We start from the raw sequence: 26,126 nt of genomic DNA, 5'->3' as shown, positions 1-26,126 counted from the left end.
GTCCCGCACCACGTGGTCTGCGGCGAGCGCGAGCACGATCGCTTCACTCCTGCGTGCTTGCGCGAACGCCGCGCCCGCGCCGATCGCAGGACCGGAGTCGCGGCGCATCGGCTCGAGGATCACGTCGGCCTCGATGCCGATCTCGGCGAGCTGCTCCAACACCATGAAGCGGTAGGCGGCGTTGGTGATGACGACGGGGCGGTCGAACAGCGCGGCGTCGGAGACGCGCAAGAGCGTGTCCTGGAAGGTCGAGCGCGACCCGAACAGCGGCAGGAACTGCTTCGGGCGCACCTCGCGCGAAGCCGGCCACAACCGCGTGCCGGCCCCGCCGCACATGATCAGGGGGATTATGCGTTTGTCCATCGTCATTTCAAACCTTGAAGTAGTCGCGATACCAGCTGACAAAGTTGTGGACCCCGTGCTCGATCGGCGTTGACGGTGCAAAGCCGGTGTCGCGCATCAAATCCTCGACATCCGCGAACGTTTCCACCACGTCTCCCGGCTGCATCGGCAGCAATTCTTTGATCGCCGTCCGACCCAGCTCCCGCTCCAGAAGTCCGACGACATGCATCAGATCTTCGGGACGGTGATTTCCGACATTGTAGATCCGAGAAGGCGCATTTGCGGCAGCCGGATTGTCCGCAGGCACAAGGTCGATCAGCTTGGATACGACACGGGTGACGTCGTCGATATAGGTGAAGTCGCGTCGCATCTTGCCGTGGTTGAAGAGCCGGATCGGCTTGTCGGTCATAATGGCGTTTACGAACAGAAACATGGCCATATCAGGCCGTCCCCACGGACCGTAGATGGTAAAAAAGCGCAAGCCCGTCACCGGCAGCCGGTACAGATGGCTGTAGGACTGCGCCATCACCTCGTTCGCCTTCTTGCTCGCGGCGTAGAAGCTGACGGGATGATCGGTCCGGTCCCGCTCGGAAAATGGCAGTTTCGTGTTGGCGCCGTAAACGGACGATGACGAGGCGTAGACGAGATGACGACAGCCGTTGTTGCGGCAGCCTTCGAGCACGTTGAGAAAGCCCTGCAGATTGGACTCGACGTAACTCTGCGGATGCTCGATCGAATAGCGCACGCCGGCCTGGGCGGCGAGATGCACGACCTCCGCAAAACGATGCCGTGCAAACAGCGCCGCCATCGTCTCGCGGTCGGCGAGATCAGCCTGCACGAAGGAGAAGCCGGACTCGTTCCCGAGCAGCGCCAGACGCGCCCGTTTCAACGCCGGATCGTAATAGCTGTTCACATTGTCGAGGCCGACCACCGCCCGCCCCTCCGCCAGCAGCTGACGCGCAACATGAAAGCCGATGAAACCGGCCGCCCCCGTGACCAAAATCGCCTGATCCGTCATCCTGTTCCCAAGCGATCACCAAGCCCGACCCGCCTGCGCCAGTCTAGCCGGTATCGAGGGGGCGCAATAGCCCTCAGAGGTTCACAACCGCCCCTTTCATCAGCGCCCTTTTTCATCAGCGCCCTTTTTCATCAGCGCTATTGCAAGATCGGCGCCAAAACCATACCAAAGCGGCCGAATTCGGCGCCCGGCGTCGGGTGAACTTCAAACTACGCCAACTCAGTTCAATGCGGGCGAGATGCGCAGAATCCTGCTGTCGACGGCTAAAATCCTGATCTCTGCGGCGCTGCTCTATCTGGCACTGCGCAAGGTCGACCTGACCGAGCTGGTCTCGCGCTTCACGGCCACCAGCCTGTTCTGGATCGGCGTGGCGATCGCGGTGGCGTTCCTGCAGATCTTCATCGGCGTGTTGCGCTGGCGCGAGGTCAGCGCCGCATGCGGAGCGCCGCTCGAGCTCGGCCGCGCCATGCGCTACAATGTGATCGGTTCCTTCTTCAACCAGACCCTGCCGTCCGCGATCGGCGGCGACGCGGTTCGGCTGTGGCTGGTCGCGCGTGCCGGCGCCGGGTGGCGCGCGGCGACCTATTCGATCTTCGTCGACCGCGCGATCGGCCTCGTCGCGCTCGCCGTCCTGATCGTCGCAAGCCTGCCCTGGAGCTATCAGCTCATCACCGATTCCAGCGGCCGATCGGCGCTGCTGCTCGTCGACTTCGCGGCACTCGCGGGCGGCATCGGCTTTTTGATCTTCGGCGCGCTGAAGTGGCGGTGGCTGAAGACGTGGTGGGCCACTCACCACCTCCACGCCTGCGCCGTGATTGCCAACCGCGTGATCTTCAATCCCGGGCGTGGACCGATGCTCGCAATCCTGTCGCTGCTGGTTCACGTGCTCGCGGTCGTCATCGCCTGGTGCGTGGTGAAGTCGATCGACGCGCCCGTCAGCTTCGCGCAGGTCTTCCTGCTGGTGCCGCCGGTGATGCTGATCACGCTGATGCCGATCTCGATCGCCGGCTGGGGCGTGCGCGAGGCGAGCATGGGCCTGGCCTTCGGCTTCGCCGGGTTGGCCGCAAACGAAGGCGTCAACGTCTCGCTGCTGTTCGGCGCGGTCTTTTTCATCGTCGGGGCCGTCGGCGGCCTGGTCTGGATCCTCAGCGCGGAGAAGGCCGCACAGGGCTCGGCGCAGCTCGGGGTCCCGGAGTGAACGCGCTTCCAATCGCGCCGTCGCTGCTTGCCGTTGCGATCGCCGCGCTGATCTCGGCGCTCATCACCTGGATCAGCCGCCCGCTGCTGCAGCGCTACGCATTGGCGCGGCCGAATGCGCGTTCCTCGCATCGTATCCCCACCCCGCAAGGCGCGGGCATCGCAGTGATCGCGGCGACACTCGTCGTCGCTTCCGGATGGGCGGTATGGGCGAACGTTGCCATCCCGCCGGCGCTGGTGATTGCAACAATCATCATCGCGCTGGTCGGGTTCGCCGACGACATCGTCTCGCTGCCGGTCTTGGTGCGGCTCGTGCTGCAGGCGGCTTGCGTCGGCGCTGTCGTGTTCACCGCGCCTGACGATGCACGCATCGTGCCTGCCCTGCCGCTGGCGCTGGAGCGCGGCCTGATCGTGCTCGCCGGTGTCTGGTTCGTGAACCTCGTCAACTTCATGGACGGGCTGGACCTGATGACGGTTGCCGAAATGGTGCCAATCAGCGCCGCACTGCTGCTGCTCGGACTGCTCGGGAACTTGTCCTGGCCGGCGGTGCTGCTCGCAACGGCACTCTGCGGCGCAATGCTCGGCTTTGCGCCATTCAACAAGCCGGTCGCAAAAGTCTTTCTCGGCGACGTCGGCAGCCTGCCGATCGGCCTTCTGCTCGGCTGGTGCCTGCTCGAGCTTGCCTGGCAAGGACAACCGGCCGCGGCGCTGCTGCTGCCCGCCTATTACCTCGCCGATTCCACCATCACGCTGTTCCGCCGGATCGCACGGCGCGAACAATTCTGGTCGGCGCACCGCTCGCACTTCTACCAGCGCGCGACCGACAACGGCTTCAGCGTCCCGCGCGTGATCGGCGAGGCGTTCGTGCTCAATCTCTTGCTGGCGGCGCTGGCCATCCTCACCGTTCGCGCCGCCTCGACGACGCTCACGCTGCTCGCCCTGCTCGCCGGCGCGATTGCCGTCGCCGTCGTGCTGCGGCGGTTCTCCCGCCCTCAGGCGTCCTGAGCCGTCAGCGCCAGCTGCAAGCCCTCGTCAAGCGTCACCGCTGGCTGCCATCCCGTTGCGATCGCCTTGGAGACGTCGAGCTCGAGCGAGCCGATCAGGCTGTCATGCGTGTCCTGCTGGCCGAGCATGACGAGCAGGGAGCTCAGCAATTTCGGCGACATCCCGAACAGACGGGGGCTCTTGCCGGACGCCTTCGCCAGACGCTCGACAAATTCCGGCGTCGAGACCTGCTCCTTGTCGGCCACCAGGAATATCTCGAAATTGTTCGCGTGGTCGCCTTGGGCGAGCCGGCGCTGGATGAAGGATGAGAGGTTCTGCACGGCCAGGAAGGCGCGATGGTTGTGGATCGCGGCAAAGGGCAGCGGCAGTCCCAAATTCACCGCGCGGGACAGCAACGCGAAATTGCCCCTGGCACCCGCGCCATAGACCAGCGGCGGCCTGATCACCGAGATCTTCATGTTGCTGTCGCGCGCCAGCGTCCTCAAGCCCGCCTCGGCCGCGGCCTTGGACATGCCATAGAGGCCGCGCGGCGTCAGGATGTCGTTCTCGCTGAACGGGGCCCGGCCCTCATTGCTCCGGCCATGGACGAGAACGGTGCTGATGAAGATGAACTGGCGCACGCCCGCCGTTGCGGCGGAGCGTGCCAGGTGCAGCGTGCCTGTGATGTTGACGTTGCGGTAGAGCTGGACCGCATGCTCGTCGTTTTTGTGATGCACGCGGGCGGCGAGGTGAACGACGGCATCGACGCCGTCCAGCGCCGCCGTCCAGTCGGTATCGGGGCCGATCGATCCGACCACGACCTCGCCGTCCATGCCCGCCGGACTGCGAACCGCACGCCGGACCGACCAGCCTTCGCCCGCGAGCGTAGGCGCAACGTGACGGCCGACGAAGCCGCTCGCCCCCGTTACCAACACGACCGGTTTTCCCGCGCTCATCGTTGCTCCGAAAGAACAGGGTTGCGCAACAGCTCGTCGATCACACCGGCATAGGCATTCATCGCAACGCTGCGATCGAACCTCGCGGCGGCCTTCACCGCCCGGCCGGCCATGGCGTCGTCATCGGAACGGGACGCCGCCCGGATCGCTTCTGCGAGCTGATCGGCCCGGCCCGGCGTCACCACCCAGCCGAGCCCGCTCTCGACCACCGTCAGGGCGGCCTCGGCCTCGGGCTCCGAAACCAGCACGACCGGGCGGCCGACCGCCAGCACATTATAGAAACGGCTCGGCACCGACACCCCCGCCACGTCCTTCCGGTAGGGAATAATCCAGAGGTCGGCCGCGGCCAGGAATGCCTCGAGCTCCGCATCCTCGACCCGCGCCACGAAGACGATGTTGGGCAGGTTGGCTTCGGCCTGCAATTGCTTCAGCCGCTCGAAGCCGATGCCCCAGCCGGAGAGCAGGAAGCCGATATCCGGTTCATCCCTCAGCAGGCGCGCCGCCTCGAACACGATGTCGGGATCATGGGTGAAGCCGAGATTGCCCGACAGCCCGACGATGAAACGCTCCGTAAGGCCCGCGCGGTACGGATTGTCCGATGTCACCGGCCGCGCCGCAGGCACGAGCGTCGCCCAGTTCGGGATGAAGCGGATCTTGCTCCGCGTCATGCCGGAATAGCCGAGCAGCGGCGCTTCCGCATCGCGGCCGATGGTGATGACGGCGTTGAGCGCACGGAACATCAGGCCATTGGCGGCGCGCATCGCGCCCGTCACGATCGAGTGCGGCTTCAACAGGCCGGCCATCACCAGCACGTCGGGAAAGAGGTCGTGCAGGATCAGCGCCGAGCGCGCGCCTTTGAGCCACGCAGCCGCCGCGACCACATAAGGCAGCATGAAGGGCGCGGTGACGGTGAGGACGACGTCGCCACGCCGCAACTGCCGCAACAGCGCGATGAAGATGCGCAGCACGAACAGCAGCTCGGACAGGCCGCGCCGGACCAGCGCCGCCTTTCCCGCCATCCGGTTCTTGACGGTGATGACGCGCGGCTTGCCCGGACCGGTCTGTGAGTCCGGCAGCGCGCCGGGCGAGCCCGACAGCACGACGACATCGCGCTCGGTGACGAGGCGGCAGGCGATCTCGGCCATGATCGCCGCGGTCGTGCTCGGATCCGGCGGATAGTGCTGACTCGCGACGACGATCTTGCCGGCGATCTTGTCTTGCGGCTGCATGGTCAGGCCGCGGTCGACCCGAATTCGGGGACCGCATCCTTCAGGATGGTCTTGATCGTCGCCCGATCGTCGCGTGCGATCGCCTGGTCGAGTGCCGCGATCCACTTGCGCAGCGTCTGCATCGGCGGCTCGTTCGGCTGTGCGGCCATGATGCCGGCGACACCGATCTCGCGGGTCGGCTCTTCGGAGGCGAACAGGATCTCGTGCAGGCGCTCGCCCGGCCGCATGCCGGTGAACACGATCTCGATGTCGTAGCCGGGCTGCAGGCCGGAGAGACGGATCATGCGTTCGGCGAGATCGACGATCTTCACCGGCTGGCCCATGTTGAGGACGTAAACCGAGACGTCAGGGCGCTGTGTTCCGAGCGCATGCGTTGCCGCGGTGATGACGAGGTCGCAGGCCTCGCGGATGGTCATGAAGTAGCGGACCATGTCGGGATGGGTCACCGTCACCGGGCCGCCGGCGTCGATCTGGGCCTTGAACTTCGGCACCACCGAGCCGTTCGAGGCCAGCACATTGCCGAAGCGGACCGAGATCAGGCGCATCGGCGGCTTGGCGCCGCCGCCCGTCGCAAGATCATGGTCGAGCGCCTGGCAGTACATTTCGGCAAAACGCTTGGTGAGACCGAGCATCGACACCGGCTCGATCGCCTTGTCGGTCGAGATCATCACCATGGCCTCGGCGCCGGCGGCAAGCGCCGCATCGGCCACGTTGATCGAGCCGAAGATGTTGGTCTTGACGCCCTCGCTCCAGTCGCGCTCGAGGATCGGCACGTGCTTCAGCGCGGCCGCGTGGAACACGATATCGGGCTTGAACTCGGCCATCAGGCGCATGACGCGCTCGCGATCGCGAATGTCGGCGATCCGCCCTTCGATCGTGGCCGCCGCGCCGTGCGCAGCGAGTGCCTCGGTGACCGCGTAGAGCGCCGGCTCCGAATTCTCCAGGATCAGCAGGCGCGCGGCGCCGAAGGCGACCACACGCTCGCAGATCTCCGAGCCGATCGATCCGCCGCCACCGGTGACGATCACGGCCTTGCCCCGGATCAAGCCTTCGAGGCGCGCATAGTCGATCTTTTCGCTGGGCCGCAGCAGCAGATCCTCGACCGCGACCGCGGTCAGCCGCGGCGCGTCGCCGCTCTCCAGCGAGGGCATGCGGTTGACGATCATACCCAATTTGCGCGCGCGCATCAGGATCGATTCCGGATGGGCCTCCGGCTCGAACGCCGACGGCGTCATCACCACGCGCGCGATCGGCTTGCTGCGCTTGGCGAAGTCGGCGAAAATGTCCTCGATGTCGTCAATGCCGCCAAGCACCGGCACGTTACGGATGAACTGGCCGCGATCGGAACCCGACGGCGACAGCACGCCGACCGGCCAGATTCGCTTGATGGCGCCACTCTCGATGCCGCGCAGAAGCACCTCGGCATCGGCCGCGCGGCCGATCAGCAGCGTCGGCGCGGCATCCTCGGTGCGGGCATGCCGCCGCACCCGCGTGTAGCGGAAATAGCGGTAGGCCATACGCAACGCACTGAGGGAGGTGATCTCCAGGAACCAGTAGAGGACGATGGTCACCTTGCCGAGGAAAAAGGCGCCGCGAACGTTGGGAGCGACGAAGACGTAGTCGAGCACCAGCAGCGCAACCGTCAGCACGCTCGCGACGCGGATGATGTTCAGCGCGTCGGGCAGCGATATGAAGCGCCATTTCGTCGTGGTCAGGTTGAAGATGAAGAACACGACCACGCTGAAGGCAAGGAAATAGGGCAGGATCTGAAACAGCAGCGGCAAACGGTCGTAGAAGCCCTCGCCGCCCTCGAAACGCAGATAGAAAGCCGCAAACAACGCCGCCGTGGTCGCCAGCAGGTCGTGGAGGGCAATCAGAAAATTGCGCAATGTGAGATGCGAAAGACGCGTCATCCGACGACCGATGAATATCCAGATAAGTGCAACCTGACCGCGCTGATAGCCCATCTCGGCAAGAGTTGCCAGTCGGAGGTTGCCAGCCGCGCGACCGTTCAGGAACCGGCTTGCCCCACCTTCGCCGCCTTCCCTTGTGCCCGGATCACCATGCCGCCGGCGACGCCGACGCCGATGACGTACATCCAGCCCTCGTGGAAATCGAACAGATGGGAGTTGAACAGCGAGGTGAAGATGTTCTGCACCACGACCAGCAGCCCGATCCAATAGGCCAGCCCGTCGCCGCGGAACAACAACAAATGCAGGATCCAGATCGCGTAGAGAACGACGATGCCGATCACGCCCCATTGCACGGCGACGTTCAGCGTCTGGTTATGCGGATTCCCGATCACCTCGGCGGACGCCAGGTATTGGCCGCTCGGCGTGGCGACCTGCTCGAACAGGCCGCGCGTCGACCCGGTCCCGTGCCCCTTGATCGGGGCCTCCGCGAAGAAGCCGAGGGATTTTCGCCAGAATTCGAGCCTCAGGCCCATCGAGGTCGGCTCGCCCTTCTCCTTGTAGCGGGTGTAGTCGCTGACAAAGGTGTCGGCGGTCTTGCGCAATTGCGGCGAGGCCTGCCAGGCGACCGCCGCCCCGGCGACCAGGGCGACCGAGATCAGCGCGATGCTGCGCGACCTCAAATGAAGCAGCGCGAACACGCCGAACATGATCGGAATGGTGACCAGTGCGGTGCGCGATACCACCACGAAGGCCATGTTGACGAAGAAGCTCAGGGCCAGCGCCGTCAGCAATCCGGCCAGCCAGTGGCGCTTCTCACGCAGCAGCAGCACGATCGGATAAGCAAGCGCGACCGCGCAAAGCGTGAATTCCTGGCTCTGGTCGATGTAGTTCTTGACGAAGATGCCGCGCTCGAGCTGGTCGTGCCTGAGCGTCAAATTGGGATAGAAGGCGACCAGCCACGACATCACCGACAGCAGGGCACAGGAGACCAGGAAGGCGATGAAGATCCAGCGCCCGCGCGGCGAACGCTCGAAATGATAGAGCAGCACCGGCAGCACCAGCAGCTTGACCGTCGGATTGACCGCATAGAGACGCGCCCCCCAGGCCGCGTCCGACCACAGCGTTCCCACCAGCGCCAGCAGAACCAGCGCGATCGGCGCCGCGCAGATCGGGCGCGTCAGCGATCGCAGGAATGCCTTCCAGTCGAGGAACGGCACCAGGCACAGCAGGAACAGGACGTTGAAGATCGCCGTGAGCGACGTCGACCACGGCAGCGAGACCACCGTGAGAATCGCGAACAGGTCGGCCGTCTCGCTCCACGCGGCCGGACTGCGCAGACGCCGCCACAGCATGGGGGCGCTCGTCTTTTCCGCCAGCGTGATCACTTGGCGCCTCCACGCGCACGATGCACCAGCGCGGTGGTGCTGAAACCCTGGAGGATGTCGACCAGCACGACCATTCCGCCGGCGGCCTCGACCACGTCGTGGCCGACCACCTGCTCGCGGGTGTAGTCGCCGCCCTTCACCAGCACGCTTGGTGTGATCCGCCTGATCAGGTCGATCGGCGTGTCCTCTTCGAAGATGACCACGAGATCGACCGCTTCGAGCGCGGCCAGCACCTCCGCGCGCGCCCGTTCGTCCTGCACCGGACGCTCCTCGCCCTTGAGCCGCCGCACCGAGGCGTCGCTGTTCAGCCCGACGATCAGGCGGTCGCAGGCGGCGCGCGCCGCCGTCAGCACCTTGACGTGGCCGGGATGCAGGATGTCGAAGCAGCCATTGGTGAAACCGACGCGCAGCCCCTGCCCCTTCCATTCGGCGAGCCGGGCCTCGAGCGTGTCGGGCGCGCTCACCACCTTCTCCTCGGCTGCGAGCGTGGCATGCGGCAGGATCTTTCGGCGCAGCTCGTCGGCGCTCACGCTGGCGGTGCCCTGCTTGCCGACCGCGACCGCGGCCGCCGCACTCGCCATGCGCAGCGCCGTGTCCCAGTCCGCATCCGCCGCGAGCGAAACCGCGAGCGCGGCGGCCACGGTGTCTCCGGCGCCGGAGACGTCGCGCACCTTCACGGGGAAAGCCGGCACGTGAACGGCCTCGCGGCTGCGCGGCACCAAAGTCATGCCGTGCTCGCCCTGCGTCACCAGGATCGCCTCGCAATCGGCAAGCCGCATCACGTCCTCGCTGGCATCGACGATGCTCTGCGGCGTGTCGGCGCGGCTGCGGGTGGCCTCCGAGAATTCCTTGCGGTTGGGCGTGAGCAGCGTGGCCCCGCGATAGATCGCCCAGTTCAGGCTCTTGGGATCGACAATCACGCGCTTGCCGAGTTTGCGCGCGGCGTCGATGGTGTGGCGGATCACGCGTGCGGTGAGCACGCCCTTGGCATAGTCGGAGAGCAGCACGATATCGGCGCGCGCGATCCGCGGCAGGATCGCTTCGATCAGCCTGGTCTCGACCTCTTCGGATGCGGCGACCGCCTGCTCCCAATCCGCGCGCAGCATATGCGTGGAAAAATGCTCGGAGACGAAACGGACTTTTCGCGTGGTCGGCCGCGACGGATCGCACACCAGCGCGCTTTCGATGCCGGCATGGTCTGCCAGCGCGGAGGCGAGCCGCTTGCCGGCCTCATCCTCGCCGACGAGGCCGACGAAGATACAGCGCGCGCCAAGCGCAGCGACATTGCGCGCGACATTGCCGGCGCCGCCGATATGGATCTCGCTGCGCTGGGCGGCGATGACGGGTGTCGGCGCTTCCGGCGAGATCCGCGACACCTCGCCATAGACGAACTCGTCCAGCATGATGTCGCCGATGCACAGCACCGTGCGGCGCGCGATGTCGTGCGAGAGAGCATCAAAATCGAGGATGGGCGTCGGCATGGCGATGGGCCTCAGCGGAAACGGTCGGGCCGGTCGAGATAATCCCCGACATAGGCCTTCACCGCGTCTTCGAGCGGCGTGAAGCCGCCGTTATAGCCGGCACGGCAGAGCCGATCGACCTTGCTCTCGGTGAAATACTGGTAGCTGCCGCGAATCTGCTCGGGCATGTCGACATATTCGATGTTCGGCCTGGTCCCGAGCGCAGCGTAGGCCGCGAGCATCAGATCCCTGAAGCTGCGCGCTTTGCCGGTGCCGACGTTGAACAGCCCCGACACCGCGGGCGTCGCGAGCAGCCACATGATGACGCGCACGACATCGTCGACATAGATGAAATCGCGGCGCTGATCGCCGTCGGCGATGCCGTCGCGATGCGACTTGAACAGCTGCACGACGCGGCCCGCCTTGACGTCATCGAAGCGGCGCGCCAGCACGCTCATCATCGTGCCCTTGTGGTATTCGTTCGGGCCGAACACGTTGAAGAATTTCAGCCCGGCCCATTGCGGCGGCAGGGAAACGCCGTGCGCGACGCGCTCCGCGACCGCGAGATCGAACAGCTGCTTGCTCCAGCCGTACAGATTCATCGGCCGCAGCCTCTTCAGCGCCGGTAGCGATGCATCGTCGTCGAACCCCTCGGTGCCGTCGCCATAAGTCGCAGCCGACGAGGCGTAGATCAGCGGCACACCATTCGCCGTGCACCAGTCGAGCAGGCGCGTCGAAAAGCGAAAATTGGTCTCGATCACGAGATCGCCGTCGGTCGCGGTGGTCTCGGAAATCGCCCCGAGATGGACAACGGCGTCGAGCTTGCGGCCTTTCAACCAGTCCGGCAGTTCCGCCGGCGGCACGATATCCACAAGCTGGCGCTTGGCGAGATTGCGCCATTTGCCGTCGCTGCCCAGGAGATCGCAGACCACGACATCGCTGCGCCCCGCCTGGTTCAGCGCGGCGACGACATTCGATCCGATAAAACCGGCCCCGCCGGTCACCAGCAACATTCCAACATCCCTGCCTGATTTTGACGGCGCGATACCTGCCGTAGCGCATCATCCGCCAAAGTGTAAGCATTTTGGGCAGGCGCTTTGGGACCCGCCTCTGCCGGCTTTACCTGCCGGCCCGGAGCGGCTAACCGAACCACCACATCAGCCAGTTTTCGGCCCCATTAACAAATGAATGAAGATTCGCAATTCATCGGATATGAAGATCGGAGCGACACCCGCCCGATTCTGATCGTCCCCTATATGTGGATCGGCGATTTCGTCCGGAATCACACCGTCGTCCGGGTCCTGAAGCAGCGCTGGCCCAACCGCCCGGTCGATCTCCTCACCACCACCCTTTGCGCGCCGCTGGTCGACTACATGCCCGGCGTGCGCGCCGGGATCGTGTGGGACCTGCCGCGCAGCCGCCTGGCGGTACGCCGCCAGTTCGGCTTGGCAAAGCTCCTGCGCGAGCGGCACTATGGTACAGCCCTGGTGCTGCCCCGCACCTGGAAGGCAGCCATCGCGCCGACGCTTGCCGGTATCCCTGAACGGGTCGGCTGGGTCGGCGAGATCAGGTTCGGGCTGATCAACCAATGGCGCTGGGGCGAGAGCAAGCTTCCTCGATTCATCGACGAGAATGCCGCCTTGGCCCTGCCGGATGGCGCCCCGCTGCCGCCGGAATGGCCGGTGCCGCAATTGCGGGTCTCGCCCGAGGAGGTCACCCGCTGGCGCCATGCCAACGGCCTCAATGCGGGCGCCGCCGTGGCGCTGGCCCCCGGCTCGGTCGGGGTCTCCAAACGCTGGACTTCGTATCCGGAGGCCGCCCGCCTGCTGATCGAGCGCGGACTGGAGGTCTGGGTGGTCGGCGGCCCCGCCGAAAAGGGCCTCGCGCAGGAAATCGTCGCAACCGGCGGCCCTCAGGTGCGGGACCTCACCGGCAATGATTTGCGCAACGGCGTGCTGGCCATGGCCGCGGCCGGCGTCGCGATCTCGAACGACTCAGGCCTGATGCACATCGCGGCCGCGCTGGGCACGCCCACCATGGGCATCTTCGGCCCGACCAGCCCCTACCTCTGGGCCCCCCTCAACGGCCTCGCCGCGACCGTGGTGCAGGACAAGAGCGTGCTCTCCTGCCAGCCCTGTCAGAGCACGACCTGCAAAATGAACGACCACCGCTGCATGCGCGATATCGCGGCGAGCGAGGTGGTGGCGATTGCGGAAAGGGTGCTGGGTGAGGTTGGAAAGCGGGTTGAGACCTGAGCCGCCAATCCGTGCCGATGATGACATCGTGCCAGTGTTTTGCCCGACGCGTCAAGAAAAATTCGTAAAATCCGCAGGCGCGTCAGGTGCGCGTCATCGAACGATCGATTCCGCGGCCACCGCTACTGTGCATGGGGTTGTTTTCGAGATTCGTGTTTGCGATCGGCACGCGCCGCTCAGAGCAGCGGGCGATAGACCTCCCCGATCCGCGCCGCCTCGGCATCGAGGCTGAACTTCGCGAGCACGCGCGCCCGCCCGCGCTCACCCATCGCGGTCGCGGCAGCCACGTCACGCATCAGCGGCTCCAGGGCGGCGACGAGCGCATCGGCGTCGCCGGTCGGGATCAGCACGCCGCTCACGCCCTCCTCGACCACGAGCTCGGCAGCACCGGCACGCGCAGCGACCAGCGCGCTGCCGGCCGCCATCGCCTCGATCAAGGTCAGGCCAAATCCTTCGTTGCGCGAGGTGAAGGCGTAGATCGTCAGCCGCTGATACCAGCGCTGCACGTCTTCGATCGCAAGCTCGCCGGTGATGACGATGCGCGATTGCAGGCCAGCCGCTTCGATGCGCTTCTTCAGGTCGTTCGCAAAGGGCGTCTGTTCGGCCGTGACCTGGCCGACGATCACGGCGGTGAAATCAGGATGGCGCGGCAGGAGGCGGCACATCGCCTCGACGAACACATCGGTGCCCTTCTGGGCGCGCACGCGGCCGAAACAGCCGATGGCGTAACGGCCGGGCAAGCCGCTTTCCGCGAAGGCGGCTGCGCGATCGGGCGGCGGCGCATAGACGTCGGTGTCGACGCCATGCGGGATCACCGTCGCTGCGACTTTGAGGAACGAGGCCGAGACGTCCGATGTCGCAATGATCGCGTCCATGCGGCGGATCAGCCAGCGCGTGATCCAGGTGTGATGCCGCTGCCCTGCCGAGGTGAAGACCAGTTTCAGCGGCCAGCCCAGGGTGCGCAGCAGGACGCCCGCGATCATCTCGTTGTTGCGGCGCGCGTGCCAGATCAACGGCATCTTGCGGCCCCATAGTTTCAGGACATCGGCGACGCTCAATCGCGCAATCCCCTCCGGAGCGTCCGAGCCAAACCAGGCCGAGCGGTAGAGTTTCGCCAGCCGCGGCGCCACCATCCGGTTGGTCGCAGTGACCCCGGAATAGCGCCTGTGCAGATTTGGCACGATCACTTGCAGATCGGCTGGGAAATTCGCCACGTCATGCTCCGTTCGGTGAGCCCCTATACGCAACATTAAGCATAGTGACCAGTTCAGCGGCGCCGAAACCCCCTCTTCACCGCGCAAACGTTAACTTGGCGCGTTGATCGACGACGGGTGAGATCATGACTGTGCTAGTCACCGGCGGCGCCGGCTATATCGGAAGTCACACGGTCCTTGCGCTGGCGGAAGCCGGCGAGGACGTCGTCGTGATCGACGATCTCTCCACGGGTTTCTCCGCGTATTTGCCGGAAGGCGTGCCGCTGTTCATCGGCGATGCCGGCGACGAGAACCTGGTCGAAGGGGTGATCGCCCAGCACAACATCGAGAGCATCATTCATTTCGCCGGCTCCGTGGTCGTGCCGGATTCGATGCGCAATCCGCTCGGCTACTACCACAACAATTTCACGACCGCGCGCAACCTGCTCAACGTCGCCGTCAAGCGCGGCATCAGCCGCTTCATCTTCTCCTCGACCGCCGCCGTCTACGGCAATCCGGACCAGGTGCCGGTGCCCGAGCACGCGCCGACCCGGCCGCTCTCGCCCTATGGTTCGTCCAAGCTGATGACCGAGATCATGCTGCACGACGTCGCCGCCGCCTACGGCATGCAGTACGTGACGCTGCGCTATTTCAACGTCGCAGGTGCCGACCCGCAGGCGCGTATAGGCCTCGCCACCGTCGGCGCCACGCATCTGCTCAAGATCGCAGTGGAGGCCGCGACCGGCCAGCGCGCCAAGATCGACGTGTTCGGCACCGACTATCCGACCCTGGATGGCAGCTGCATTCGCGACTTCATCCACGTCACGGACCTGTCGCAGGCGCATCGCTCGGCGCTGGCTTATTTGCGCAATGGCGGCGCCTCGACCACGCTGAATTGCGGCTATGGCCGCGGCTATTCCGTGCTCGAAACCATCGACGCCGTCCGCAGGGTGTCCGGCCGCAGCTTCGCCGTGCAATACGCCCCGCGCCGGCCCGGCGACATCATGACCATGATCGCCGACACCAGCCGCATCCGCGGCCTGCTCGACTGGAGGCCGCAATACGAGGACCTCGAGACCATCGCGGCCCACGCCCTGGCCTGGGAGGACAAGCTGTTCCGCGAGCGCCACGGCGAGCTCCGCCACGCCGCCTCCGCCTAGAATCGCCCCAAGCGCAAGCCCTTAATTGGGCTTGAAAACCGGAGCTTTAGCGGGCACAGAGGCCCTTCGATCCCTGACGCGCGGGCAGGCTTTTCGCCCTGGCCGTCAATGGACCCCGGATGGCCCAGTTTCCAAAGAAGATCACCGACGATCCCTATGCGGCAGCGATTCTGATTCGCCGCCTGGTCATGGAACAGGGGGTCGTCTACTGGCGGCGCTACCTCGTTGCCTTTGCGCTGATGGCGGCTGCCGCAGGCTCAACCGCCGGCGCGACCTACGTGCTCGGCCAGGTCATCAACCAGGCCTATGTCGACAAGAACATCCCGGGGATCGCGATGTTCTCGGGCATCACGGTGATCCTGCTCTTCATCAAGGGCGTGGCGACCTACGGCCACATGGTGATCATGACCAAGATCAGCAACGCCATCCTCGCCACCAACCAGCGCCAGCTGTTCGCCAAGCTGATGCGCGAGAGCGTCGGCTTCTTCTCCGAGCGGCATTCGTCCGAATTTCTGGCGCGGCTGACTGCTGGTGCGAAATCCATCACCGACGTCCTCAATATGCTGGTCAACGCCGTCGGGCGCGACCTCATGATGCTGCTCGCCATGATCGGCGTCATGGTGTGGCAGGATCCGCTGATGTCGCTGATCGGCCTCGTCGCGGTGCCGCCGGCGATGCTGGTGCTGCGCAAGCTGGTCAAGCGCATCAAGGGTCTCGCCCACAATCAGTTCACCGGTACCGCCGACATCCTGGAGACGATGCAGGAATCCCTGCAGGGTATCCGTACGGTGAAGGCGTTCACGCTCGAAGACGCCATGCAGAGCCGCATCGACGAGAACATCGCGATCGTCGAGCGCAACGCCAACAAGATGGCCCGTGTCGCCAACCGCTCCAACCCGCTGATGGAGATGCTCGGCGGCTTCGCCGTTGCCGGCTGCCTGCTCTATGGCGGCTACAGCGTTGTCGCGCTCAACGCCACGCCCGGCGCGTTCTTCTCCTTCATGACCGCCTTCCTGATGGCGACCGAGCCGGCCAAGCGGCTGGCGCGGCTCAACATCGATCTCAACAGCCAGCTGGTCGGCGCGCGCATGCTGCTCGAAGTCGTCGACAGCCCCGCGAGCGAGCGATCCGACGACGACAGGCCCGCACTGAAGCTGTCCGACGCGCGGATCGAGTTCCGCGACGTGAGCTTCGCCTACCGCACCAACGAGACCGTGCTCAACCGCATGAGCTTCGTTGCCGAACCCGGCAAGGTCACGGCGCTGGTCGGCCCCTCCGGCGGCGGCAAGTCGACCGTGCTGGCGCTGCTCTTGCGCTTCTACGAGCTGACGCAAGGCGACATCGTGATCGACGGCCAGTCGATCGGCACGATCTCGCGCAAATCGCTGCGGGCACAGACCGCCTATGTCGGCCAGGACGTCTATCTGTTCCGCGACACCATCCGCAACAACATCGCCTTCGGCAAGCCGGGCGCGAGTGAGGGCGAGATCATCGAGGCGGCGAAGGCCGCTTGCGCGCATGATTTCATCATGGGCTTCCCGCTCGGCTACGATACGCCGGTCGGCGAGCACGGCACGCAGCTCTCCGGCGGCCAGCGCCAGCGCATTGCTGTCGCCCGCGCGCTGATCAAGAACGCACCCATCATCCTGCTGGACGAAGCCACCGCCGCGCTCGACTCGGAGTCCGAGCGGCAGGTGCAGGAGGCGATCGAGCATCTCTGCCACAACCGCACAACCCTCGTGATCGCGCACCGCCTGCACACCATCATGCACGCCGACGCTATCGTGGTGGTCGAGGGCGGCGAGATTGTCGAGCAGGGTCGGCACGACGAGTTGCTGCGCCGCGGCGGCCGCTACGCGTCGTTCTTCCGCCTGCAGCATTACGATGCCGGGGCGCTGGCGCCGATCAGCGCAACCGCATAGAATTCCCTCCACCCCAAGAGCAGCGAGACTTCTTCATGAACGCCGCCTCCTACGTCATCCCGCTTCCCCCTCAGGCTTCGCTCCCCGTCGTCGGCGAGAGTGGCCGTTATCCGGTACGCCGCATCTGGTGCGTCGGTCGCAATTATCTCGAACATATCCGCGAGATGGGCAATGACGAGCGCGCGCCGCCGTTCTTCTTCGCCAAGCACGCCGACATGCTGGTGCCTGACGGCGCGACCATCCCCTATCCGCCGCTGACCAAGGATCTGCATCATGAGGTCGAGCTGATCGTGGCGATGAAGAGCGGCGGGCTGAACATCCCCGCCGACAAGGCGCTCGACCACGTCTACGGCTATGCCGTCGGCATCGACCTGACCCGCCGCGACCTCCAGATCGCCTCGCGCAAGAAGGAGCGTCCCTGGGAGGTCGGCAAGTCGTTCGACGGCTCAGCGCCCTGCTCTGCCGTGCAGCCCGCTTCGAAGATCGGCCATCCCGCCAAGGGCAAGATCTGGCTCACGGTCAACGGCAAGGAAGCTCAGAAGGGCGATCTGACGGAGCTGATCTGGAACGTGCCCGAGATCATCTGGCAGCTCTCGCAACAGGTGAAGCTTGCCGCCGGCGACATCATCATGACGGGCACGCCGGCTGGCGTGTCGCAGCTCCAGCCCGGCGACCAGCTCGAATGCGGCGTCGACGGCGTCGGCACGCTGAAGGTCTCGATCGGGCAGCCGGAGTAAGGCTGATCTCGAGATCACGGGACAAGCAAAGCCCCGGACATCGCGTCCGGGGCTTTTGTGCTCTCAACTTCGCCGCTCGTGCGCGCCCGCTGTGTTGATGTCCTTCCCGGTGTAGTCGGTCATCATGGCGGTCGCGACCAGCGTCATGACTGCGCAAATCGCGATGTAGACGGCAATGGCGGTCGCCGACTGGAACTTGCCGAACAGCCAGGTGGCGATCAGCGGCGCGGGACCGCCGGCGATCACCGATGCGAGTTGATAGCCGAGCGAGGAGCCGCTGTAGCGAAGGCGTCCGGTAAAGCTCTCGGCGATCAAGGCGGCTTGCGGCCCGTACTGCATGTCGTGCGGAATCAGCGACAGAACGATTGCCAGGAAGATGATGCTCAGCGAGCCGGTATTGAGCATCGCGAAATAGATGAAGCCGAAGATGCCCGTCGCGGCAGCGCCGAGCATATACATGTTCTTGCGGCCGATCTGATCGGAGATGTGCCCGCACAGCGGGATCGATACGAACGACAGTACCGAGGCCGAGAGCACCGCGGTCAGCAGGAAGTCGCGCGAAACGTGCAGGGTACCGATGCCATAGGAGAACACGAAGGCGGTGAAGATGTAGAACGGCGCCTGCTCAGACATGCGGGCGAAGGCCGACAGAAGAATCTCCTTCGGGTATTCCCGGATCACGGTCAGCATCGGCGTGCGGTCGACCTGACGTTCAGCCACGAGCTTTGAGAACACAGGCGTTTCGAGAATGCCGAGCCGGATGTACAGGCCGACACCGACCAGGATGATGCTGAGCGCAAACGGAATGCGCCAGCCCCACGCCAGGAACTGATCGCCCGCCATCTGGCTGAACGCCAGCACGGCGAGATTGGCCAGAAACAGGCCGCAGGGCACGCCGAATTGCGGCCATGATGCGACCAATCCTCGGGATTGGTCGTTGCGGGCCCATTCCATCGACATCAGCACCGAGCCACCCCACTCGCCGCCGACGCCGACGCCCTGAATGAATCGGAGCACGGTCAGGATCACCGCGCCCCAGATGCCGATGCTGGCATAGGTCGGCACCACGGCCACTGCGGCGGTTGCCAGTCCCATCAGGAGCAGCGTCGCGATCAGCGTCGATTTCCGTCCGATGCGGTCGCCATAGTGCCCAAAGATTGCCGCGCCGATTGGGCGCGCGACGAAGCCGACCGCATAGATCGCAAACGCCTCTAGCGTGCCGACCCAGGGATCGGAGTGCGGAAAGAACAGCTTTGCGAAAACCAGGCCCGTGACGGTGCTATAGAGAAAAAAATCGTACCACTCGATCGCAGTCCCGATCGTGGAGGCGATCACGGCGCGACGAAGCTGGAGCTGATGCTCGGATGCCGTGAGTCGGGTGACGTCGAAGCCGAGTGTTGCCATGGGAATGTCTCCCGGACAGGCCCCCGGTTGCGCGTTTTTCATCGGTTATTCGTTGCGGAACCAACGATATCGGGTTCCAAGGGTTCCAGGGAGCGGCTAACACTTTAGTCGGCCGGCAGAGCCGGCGTGGCCGCAGTACTACCGGGCCTTCACCGGCCGATTGGCGTGGCTCGCCTGCGGCACACCGCGATTGAGCGACATGTGCGAGTGCACGCACAGCCAACCAACGGCATTCCTCGAAAAGATCATGGTCGCCCGGCCCGGGCGAGGAAATGCGCTGCCGTCGGGGTGATAGCCAGTGCTCGTCCAGGGGGCGATCACGGCCGCCATCGCGCCGTCAGGCGATCCCAGAACCGAGATCTGATCAAGCAGGAAGCGGAAGTCGGTCGTCTTGGGCCAGACGTTGTCCCATTGCGTGGTGACCCATTGGTCCAGGCCCGGGATGACGTCGTTATGCGTGCCGAAGGCCAGCACATCCGGATGGAAGAGCGGCCGCGCCGAAGCATAATCGACCTCGCGGACATAGCCAGCAAAGGCATCCAACCACTCGCGGAAGAATTGGACAATCTCGGTGTTCGCAATTGGCAACGGGCCCATTGCCTGCTCCAGGTTTGGCGGCTGGTGTGTGTCGCTCACTTCAGCGCCGAAAACACGATAACACCCGCGTGTGTTCAGTCAGGCCCGGGACAGTGCCTGGAGACCCTTGAAAGTCAGGCGCTTGGGGTCCGTAACGCCAGCGAGATAGAGTTGGCGAATGAAGGCTATGACGGCGTCGCGATCGCAATCGGTCAGCGCGACGACGGCGTCGACCGCAATCTTCTGGGCTTCCATTGGGCTCACCTCGGCCTTGCGAGTAACCCGGCCGAAACAGGCTAGGACACATCCGTTAATCAGGCGTTAACCGTTCCGCGAGGATGTCCGATTCAGCCCGGTGGCCGTATACGCAAAACAGCGCATTGGCGGTCGCGACACCGCCGCGACGTTCAGCGCACTCCGAGACCCGGCTTCTCCAGGATTCACGCGCAGACCGGCGGCGACTATCTCGTCTTGTTCGCCCTCGGTGGCGGCGCCGTGGTGCTGGCGCTCGCGATCGATCTTGGCCTCGCCCTGGTTGTCCCGCGCAGATCCCGAGCGCGATGACGGCAGTGGCGCGGTGCTATCTGGTCCCGGGCTTCGTCATGTTCTGAGCAACCGATTTCAGCAACTCGGTTTGCTTCAGGACCAACTCACATTGCTTTCGCGCATGCGTACTCGACAGCTCGACCAACTCCGCCAGCGTTCTCGCACGGCCCAATTCCCAGGCATATTCCAAGGTGGCGCCCGCATTGATTTTCATCAGTTCGAGCACGACTATGCGACACTCAGCTGCCGTTCCCATCGCCCCTATCAGGTGGCTTTCCGTGGCGCTGGGTCCACTGGCATCCGATGTCGTACCATCAAGCCGCCGCTTGGCGAGGTCCTTCGCGAGGTCATTGGCGAAATCCAGCGCAGCGTGAGCACCAGTTTTCATGCCATCCAGAGCGCGGGCCTGGCACTCCTTGGCCAAGTTCACGATGAGATCAGTGGTGGTGCTGTCCGGAGGTTCCGATCCTGCAGCGATAACGCTGGCCGCTTCTTGTGCCGGAACAGGCATCGGAGCGGGGATTACCTGCGCGATCCGCGGCGCATCTTGAAGGGTGGCGTTGATCGAGCCCGGCGTCATGGCCAAGGCCTCGTCGACGGCGCGGCTCACTTCGGCCGCCAGCTCCAGCAGTGAGCGGCGTCCGGCGCGTGCAATGTCAGCAGGCTGTCTTGAGCGCGGCTTGCCCATGATCATTCGACTCCACGATAAGACGCTCCGAGATCCACCCCCACAGCGCCAGAATTTCCTCCGAGGCTTTTCCCTCCGGCGCGAACTCGGTCACGCCCAGCCCAGCCCCGAGCGCATCCTGGTGGTCGTTACGCTGCCCGATGAAAGGGAGCGCAAGCACGCCGAGCGAGCTGAGCGAGGCAGCCGCTTCGCTCAGCCGAGCCCCCCGTGTGGGCGTTTGATTGAGGACGAAGGCAAACCGGCGATCGAGCCTGCGAATTGCGATTAGCGTAGGTATTGCGGCTTCGATATCGGCCGCACTCGGACGCGCCGGGATGAGACAAAGATCGGCACAGGCGATGGCGCGCGTCGCCAAGACATTGTTCGTGGCAGCGGTGTCGATGATTGCGAGCCAAATCCCGTCACCCTGGAGACGAGATATCACCAGCTCGATATCGGCGGGATCCGCAACGCGCTCGACGCGAGGATAGGGATTCTCGCGGCGTTCTCTCCATTTCGAGATCGTACCTTGCGCGTCCGCCTCGATGAGAGCGACGCGCTCAGAGCGCTGCATCGCTGCCATCGCCAGACCAACGGACAGCGTACTCTTACCGCTTCCGCCTTTTTGCGTGACCACAGCAACGACGTGCATGCCGCGCGCTCTCCCTAAGACGGCAACGACGCGGAACTCATGCGTTGTCGGAAATAAATTGCATTGCGACGCAGCAATACTACCGGAGGTCGCGATTCGTCTCAAGAGATCGGGCGAGATCAGGAATACTGCATCACGCCGTCGTCGATCCGGCCGAAGCGCAAGGAGACGATGTCGAGGGCGTAGTTCTGGTACAGCCGCCACGGCTGCTTCGAGCCCTGCTTCGGCATCTTCGCGACCGAACGCTGCACATAGCCCGAGGTAAAATCGAGCGACGGCTGCGCGGTGATATCTGGGTCGGCATTGTGCGGCATGCACTGGCGGAAATTATGCCGGTCCATGTAGTTGATGAGCCGGCAGACATATTCGCAGGTGAGATCGCATTTCAGCGTCCAGGAGGCGTTGGTGTAGCCGAAGGCGGACGCGATGTTCGGCACGTCGGCATACATCATGCCCTTGTAGGTCAGTGTGTTGGCGAAATCGACGGCGCGGCCGTCGACGCTCACCTCGAGGCCGCCGACGACCTGAAGCACCAGGCCCGTCGCCGTCACGATGATGTCGGCGGGGAGCTCGCTGCCGTCCTTCAGACGGATGCCGTCGTGCGTAAAAGTGTCGATCTCGCTGGTGACGACGGCGGCGCGCTTTTCTCGGATCGCCTTGAACAGGTCGCCGTCGGGCACGAGACAGAGCCGCTGGTCCCAGGGGTTGTAGCGCGGCGTGAAATGCGTGGCGATGTCGTAATCCGGCCCGAGCGCAGCGCGCACCCCGCCGAGGATCAGGTTCTTCACCTTGTCCGGTCGCCGCCGGCTGAGCTGGAAGAAGAACATCCCCCACATGACGTTGCGCCAGCGGATGACATGATAGGCAAGCCGCATCGGCAGGTTGCGGCGCAATTTGTTGGCGAGCGGATCCTGCGCGGGGCGCGACACGACGTAAGTGGGCGAACGCTGGAGCATGGTGACCTGCGCGGCTTTCTTGGCGAGCTCCGGCACCAGCGTCACCGCGGTCGCACCCGAGCCGATCACGACGACGCGCTTTCCGGCGTAGTCGATATCCTCCGTCCATTTCTGCGGATGCACGATGCGGCCGGCGAAATCCGCAACGCCCGCGAACTCCGGTGTGTAACCTGCCTCGTATTTGTAGTAGCCCGCACACAGAAATAAGAAATTGCAGGTGAAGCGCACGAGCTCTATCGCTCCCTCGCCTGCCGTGCGCTCGACCTCGACGGTCCATCGCGCCTCAGGCGTGGACCATGCCGCACGCTTCACGCGATGGCGGAAGCGAACGTGCTGCTCGATGCCGTTCTCCACTGCCGTCTCGCGGACATAGTTCAGGATCTGCGGTCCGTCGGCGATCGCCTTCGGATCGGTCCACGGCTTGAAGGAATAGCCGAGCGTGAACATGTCGCTGTCGGAGCGGATGCCGGGATAGCGAAACAGGTCCCACGTGCCGCCGATGCAGTCGCGCCCCTCCAGGATGAGGTAACTCTTGCCCGGGCACCTGGTCTGGAGATGATAGCCCGCGCCGATACCTGATAGCCCGGCACCGACGATGAGCACGTCGAAATGTTCTTGCTGCATGGTCTCCTCCGCCGGAGGTGGATTGTCAGACCATCACTGGCGCCCGTCAATCGGCAATCGGCCGCCGGCACAACCGGGGGGCAGCCCCCACAAACAGAAAAGCCCCGGATCGCTCCGGGGCTTCTGATGTCCTGAGGCAATCGGCTCAGTAGCGATAGTGATCGCTCTTGTAGGGGCCTTCCTGCTTGACGCCGATGTAGTCGGCCTGGTCCTTGCGCAGCTCGGTCAGCTTGACGCCGATCTTGGCGAGATGCAGGCGCGCGACCTTCTCGTCCAGCGTCTTCGGCAGCACATAGACTTCCTTCTTGTACTTGCCGTCCTTGTTGTTTGCGAACAGCTCGATCTGCGCCAGAGTCTGGTTGGTGAAGGAGGCCGACATCACGAAGGACGGATGGCCCATCGCATTGCCGAGGTTCACGAGACGGCCCTCCGACAGCAGGATGATGCGGTGCTTGTCGGGGAATTCGATCTCGTCGACCTGCGGCTTGATGTTGGTCCACTTCAGATTGCGCAGACCCGCGATCTGGATCTCGTTGTCGAAGTGACCGATGTTGCAGACTATGGCGCGATCCTTCATCGCGCGCATGTGCTCGATGGTGATGATGTCCTTGTTGCCGGTGGCGGTGACGAAGATGTCGGCGCGGGGCGCGGCGTCTTCCATGGTCGTGACCTCATAGCCTTCCATCGCGGCCTGCAGCGCGCAGATCGGATCGACTTCCGACACCATGACGCGGCAGCCGGCCTGGCGCAGCGAAGCCGCCGAGCCCTTGCCGACGTCGCCGAAGCCCGCGACCATCGCGACCTTGCCCGACATCATCACGTCGGTGCCGCGGCGGATGCCGTCGACAAGCGACTCACGGCAGCCATAGAGATTGTCGAACTTCGACTTGGTGACGCTGTCGTTGACGTTGATCGCCGGCCACAGCAGCGTCCCGGCCTTCTGCATGTCATAGAGCCGATGCACGCCCGTGGTGGTCTCTTCGGAAACGCCCTTGATGCTCTCGGCGATTCCCGCGAAGTAGCCCTTCGGCTTTTCCTTGAGCTGCTTCTTCAGCAGCGCGAAGAAGACTTCCTCTTCTTCCGAGCCCGGCTTGTCCAGGAACGCGGTGTCGCCTTTCTCGGCGCGCAGACCGAGATGGACGTACATGGTGGCGTCGCCGCCGTCGTCGAGGATCATGTTCGGGTGACCGCCGCCGTGCCAGTCGAACAGCTTGGCGGTGTAGTCCCAGTAATCCTTCAGCGTCTCACCCTTGACGGCGAACACCGGAATGCCGGCGGCCGCGATCGCGGCAGCAGCGTGGTCCTGTGTCGAATAGATGTTGCAGGAGACCCAGCGGATGTCGGCGCCGAGCGCTGCCAGGGTCTCGATCAGCACGCCGGTCTGAATCGTCATGTGCAGGGAGCCTGCGATACGCGCGCCCTTCAGCGGCTGCTTCGGACCGTACTCCTCGCGGGTGGCCATCAGGCCGGGCATCTCGGTCTCGGCAAGCGAGAGTTCCTTGCGGCCGAAATCGGCGAGCGTAATGTCCTTGACGATGTAATCGGTAAAGCCGGGCTTCGCGTTCATTGCGAGTGTCCTGTTGTTGTATTGGTCATTCCGGGCGCCTCGACGAGGCGAACTATGGTACGCAGTTGCGCACCTGAGAATCTCGATTTGGTGGGTGGGAATCCCGGGTTCGGCTGCTTGTCGCGAGCGAACCCGGGATGACGCACAAAATCAGACAGCGCGCTTGAGCGCTTCGACGAGATCAGTCTTCTCCCAGGAGAAGCCACCCTCGTTGTCGGGCGTGCGGCCGAAATGGCCATAAGCCGACGTGCGCGCGTAGATCGGGCGGTTGAGATCGAGATGGCTGCGGATGCCGCGCGGGGTGAGGTCCATCGCCTTCGCAGCGGCCTTCTCGAGCTGATCCTCGGACACTTTACCGGTGCCGTGGGTGTCGATGTAGATCGACAGCGGACGCGCCACGCCGATGGCATAAGCCAGCTGCAGCGTGCAGCGGTCGGCGAGACCAGCCGCGACGATGTTCTTGGCGACGTAGCGCGCAGCATAGGCCGCCGAACGGTCGACCTTGGTCGGATCCTTGCCGGAGAACGCGCCGCCGCCGTGCGGAGCCGCGCCACCGTAAGTGTCGACGATGATCTTGCGGCCGGTCAGGCCGGAGTCGCCGTCGGGGCCGCCGATGAAGAACTTGCCGGTCGGGTTGATGTGCCAGATGGTCTTCGGCGTGATCCAGTCCTTCGGCAGCGCCTCCCGCACATAGGGCTCGACGATGTCGCGGATCTGCTTGGACGAGATGTCCTCGACCAGATGCTGGTGCGACACCACGATCTCGCGCACGCCGACCGGCTTGCCGTTCTCGTACTGCACGGTGACCTGGCTCTTGGAATCTGGACCGAGCACCTTCTCCCTGCCGGAGTGACGGGCTTCGGAGATGAGGCGGAGGATCTTGTGGGCGTAGAAGATCGGCGCCGGCATCAGATCGGGTGTCTCGTTGGTGGCGTAACCGAACATGATGCCCTGGTCGCCAGCGCCCTCTTCCTTGACTTCGCCCGGCTGGAGCGCGTCGACGCCCTGGGCAATATCAGCTGACTGCGGATGCAGCAGGATTTCGATGTCGGCCTTTTCCCAGTGGAAGCCGTCCTGCTCGTAGCCGATGTCCTTGATGGCGTCGCGCACGACGCTCTCGATCTGCTCATTGGTGACCGACTTCGGGCCACGGGTCTCGCCAGCGATCACGACCTTGTTGGTGGTCGCCAGCGTCTCGCAGGCGGCGCGGATCTGCCACGGGTCGATGCCGGCTTTCGGCCCTTCGCGGTAGAACAGGTCGACGATTTCGTCGGAAATCCGGTCGCAGACCTTGTCCGGATGGCCCTCGGACACGGACTCGCTGGTGAAGAGATAGGACGCGCGCATCAGTAACCCCTTGTCCCGCCGCTCTCGGCGGTTCGT

Annotated in this window: 23 protein-coding genes; 6 read left to right on the top strand and 17 right to left on the bottom strand. The window is 64.6% G+C overall.

Annotation, left to right across the window (positions count from 1 at the left end; translation table 11 throughout):
- Both BM222_RS32930 and BM222_RS32925 read right to left on the bottom strand, forming a co-directional pair.
- On the bottom strand, window positions 1-363 hold a 363-nt coding region (locus BM222_RS32930; protein ID WP_177243603.1), incomplete at its 3' end, for a sugar phosphate nucleotidyltransferase.
- Between the two features lie 7 nt (window positions 364-370).
- Window positions 371-1,360: an SDR family NAD(P)-dependent oxidoreductase gene (locus BM222_RS32925; RefSeq protein WP_092237923.1), complete on the bottom strand. Its 990-nt coding sequence runs from the start codon at window positions 1,358-1,360 to the stop codon at window positions 371-373.
- 238 nt (window positions 1,361-1,598) lie between these two features.
- Between BM222_RS32925 and BM222_RS32920 the strand changes: the two genes are divergently transcribed.
- Window positions 1,599-2,558 carry a lysylphosphatidylglycerol synthase transmembrane domain-containing protein gene (locus BM222_RS32920; RefSeq protein ID WP_092237920.1) on the top strand — a complete coding sequence of 320 codons (960 nt, stop codon included), beginning with the start codon at window positions 1,599-1,601 and terminating at the stop codon, window positions 2,556-2,558.
- On the top strand, window positions 2,555-3,562 hold the full coding sequence (locus tag BM222_RS32915) for an MraY family glycosyltransferase (protein WP_092237917.1): 1,008 nt from the start codon (window positions 2,555-2,557) through the stop codon (window positions 3,560-3,562). The genes BM222_RS32920 and BM222_RS32915 overlap by 4 nt, the downstream gene beginning before the upstream one ends.
- Here BM222_RS32915 and BM222_RS32910 read toward each other — a convergent pair.
- The 6 genes from BM222_RS32910 to rfaD form a co-directional block, all read right to left on the bottom strand.
- Entirely contained in the window at window positions 3,550-4,497 is a 948-nt protein-coding gene (locus tag BM222_RS32910) for an NAD-dependent epimerase/dehydratase family protein (RefSeq protein ID WP_092237914.1), read from the bottom strand. The genes BM222_RS32915 and BM222_RS32910 overlap by 13 nt on opposite strands.
- Window positions 4,494-5,726 (bottom strand): glycosyltransferase family 4 protein, encoded by a 1,233-nt coding sequence (locus tag BM222_RS32905; RefSeq protein WP_177243602.1) that lies wholly within the window; start codon window positions 5,724-5,726, stop codon window positions 4,494-4,496. The genes BM222_RS32910 and BM222_RS32905 overlap by 4 nt, the downstream gene beginning before the upstream one ends.
- A 2-nt stretch (window positions 5,727-5,728) precedes the next feature.
- Window positions 5,729-7,639 carry an SDR family NAD(P)-dependent oxidoreductase gene (locus BM222_RS32900; protein WP_177243601.1) on the bottom strand — a complete coding sequence of 637 codons (1,911 nt, stop codon included), beginning with the start codon at window positions 7,637-7,639 and terminating at the stop codon, window positions 5,729-5,731.
- A 98-nt stretch (window positions 7,640-7,737) separates the two neighbouring features.
- Window positions 7,738-8,991, bottom strand: coding sequence for an O-antigen ligase family protein (locus BM222_RS32895; protein ID WP_177243600.1), 1,254 nt, complete (start codon window positions 8,989-8,991; stop codon window positions 7,738-7,740).
- A gap of 29 nt (window positions 8,992-9,020) precedes the next feature.
- A complete protein-coding gene (gene rfaE1, locus BM222_RS32890) occupies window positions 9,021-10,505 on the bottom strand; it encodes a D-glycero-beta-D-manno-heptose-7-phosphate kinase (RefSeq protein WP_092237904.1) in 1,485 nt (494 codons plus the stop codon).
- 11 nt (window positions 10,506-10,516) lie between these two features.
- On the bottom strand, window positions 10,517-11,497 hold the full coding sequence (gene rfaD, locus BM222_RS32885; protein ID WP_092237902.1) for an ADP-glyceromanno-heptose 6-epimerase: 981 nt from the start codon (window positions 11,495-11,497) through the stop codon (window positions 10,517-10,519).
- A gap of 171 nt (window positions 11,498-11,668) precedes the next feature.
- Here rfaD and waaF point away from each other — a divergent pair, with 171 nt between their 5' ends.
- Window positions 11,669-12,739: a lipopolysaccharide heptosyltransferase II gene (waaF, locus tag BM222_RS32880; protein WP_092237899.1), complete on the top strand. Its 1,071-nt coding sequence runs from the start codon at window positions 11,669-11,671 to the stop codon at window positions 12,737-12,739.
- Window positions 12,740-12,915: 176 nt separating this feature from the next.
- Here waaF and BM222_RS32875 read toward each other — a convergent pair whose 3' ends face one another.
- Window positions 12,916-13,953 (bottom strand): glycosyltransferase family 4 protein, encoded by a 1,038-nt coding sequence (locus tag BM222_RS32875; RefSeq protein ID WP_092237898.1) that lies wholly within the window; start codon window positions 13,951-13,953, stop codon window positions 12,916-12,918.
- 125 nt (window positions 13,954-14,078) lie between these two features.
- Between BM222_RS32875 and galE the strand changes: the two genes are divergently transcribed.
- The 3 genes from galE (at window position 14,079) to BM222_RS32860 (ending at window position 17,751) form a co-directional block, all read left to right on the top strand.
- Window positions 14,079-15,092, top strand: coding sequence for a UDP-glucose 4-epimerase GalE (gene galE / locus BM222_RS32870; RefSeq protein ID WP_092237895.1), 1,014 nt, complete (start codon window positions 14,079-14,081; stop codon window positions 15,090-15,092).
- Between the two features lie 119 nt (window positions 15,093-15,211).
- Window positions 15,212-17,014, top strand: coding sequence for an ABC transporter ATP-binding protein (locus BM222_RS32865; RefSeq protein ID WP_092237892.1), 1,803 nt, complete (start codon window positions 15,212-15,214; stop codon window positions 17,012-17,014).
- A gap of 35 nt (window positions 17,015-17,049) precedes the next feature.
- A complete protein-coding gene (locus BM222_RS32860) occupies window positions 17,050-17,751 on the top strand; it encodes a fumarylacetoacetate hydrolase family protein (RefSeq protein WP_092237890.1) in 702 nt (233 codons plus the stop codon).
- 63 nt (window positions 17,752-17,814) lie between these two features.
- Here BM222_RS32860 and BM222_RS32855 read toward each other — a convergent pair whose 3' ends face one another.
- From BM222_RS32855 to metK, 8 genes are all read right to left on the bottom strand, one after another.
- Window positions 17,815-19,155, bottom strand: a complete 1,341-nt coding sequence (locus tag BM222_RS32855; RefSeq protein WP_092237886.1) for an MFS transporter — start codon at window positions 19,153-19,155, stop codon at window positions 17,815-17,817.
- 138 nt (window positions 19,156-19,293) lie between these two features.
- On the bottom strand, window positions 19,294-19,752 hold the full coding sequence (locus BM222_RS32850) for a YybH family protein (RefSeq protein WP_092237932.1): 459 nt from the start codon (window positions 19,750-19,752) through the stop codon (window positions 19,294-19,296).
- A gap of 78 nt (window positions 19,753-19,830) precedes the next feature.
- On the bottom strand, window positions 19,831-19,986 hold the full coding sequence (locus BM222_RS41500) for a hypothetical protein (RefSeq protein ID WP_177243599.1): 156 nt from the start codon (window positions 19,984-19,986) through the stop codon (window positions 19,831-19,833).
- 325 nt (window positions 19,987-20,311) lie between these two features.
- Window positions 20,312-20,971: a hypothetical protein gene (locus BM222_RS32845; RefSeq protein ID WP_092237883.1), complete on the bottom strand. Its 660-nt coding sequence runs from the start codon at window positions 20,969-20,971 to the stop codon at window positions 20,312-20,314.
- A complete protein-coding gene (locus tag BM222_RS32840; RefSeq protein WP_092237879.1) occupies window positions 20,934-21,596 on the bottom strand; it encodes a nucleotide-binding protein in 663 nt (220 codons plus the stop codon). Before BM222_RS32840 ends, BM222_RS32845 begins: the two co-directional genes overlap by 38 nt.
- A 119-nt stretch (window positions 21,597-21,715) precedes the next feature.
- A complete protein-coding gene (locus BM222_RS32835; RefSeq protein ID WP_092237875.1) occupies window positions 21,716-23,176 on the bottom strand; it encodes a flavin-containing monooxygenase in 1,461 nt (486 codons plus the stop codon).
- Window positions 23,177-23,321: 145 nt separating this feature from the next.
- Window positions 23,322-24,743, bottom strand: a complete 1,422-nt coding sequence (gene ahcY / locus BM222_RS32830) for an adenosylhomocysteinase (RefSeq protein ID WP_092237872.1) — start codon at window positions 24,741-24,743, stop codon at window positions 23,322-23,324.
- A gap of 150 nt (window positions 24,744-24,893) precedes the next feature.
- The gene (metK, locus tag BM222_RS32825) at window positions 24,894-26,090 is read right to left on the bottom strand and encodes a methionine adenosyltransferase (protein WP_092237868.1); all 1,197 of its coding nucleotides are present in this window, start codon (window positions 26,088-26,090) and stop codon (window positions 24,894-24,896) included.
- Window positions 26,091-26,126 lie beyond the last annotated feature (36 nt).

Origin of the sequence: Bradyrhizobium sp. Gha (assembly GCF_900113735.1) — a bacterium.
In the GTDB taxonomy this organism is placed as follows: Bacteria; Pseudomonadota; Alphaproteobacteria; order Rhizobiales; family Xanthobacteraceae; genus Bradyrhizobium.
The sequence above is the reverse complement of the archived record's forward strand: the minus strand, read 5'-3'. Positions and strand labels throughout refer to the sequence as shown.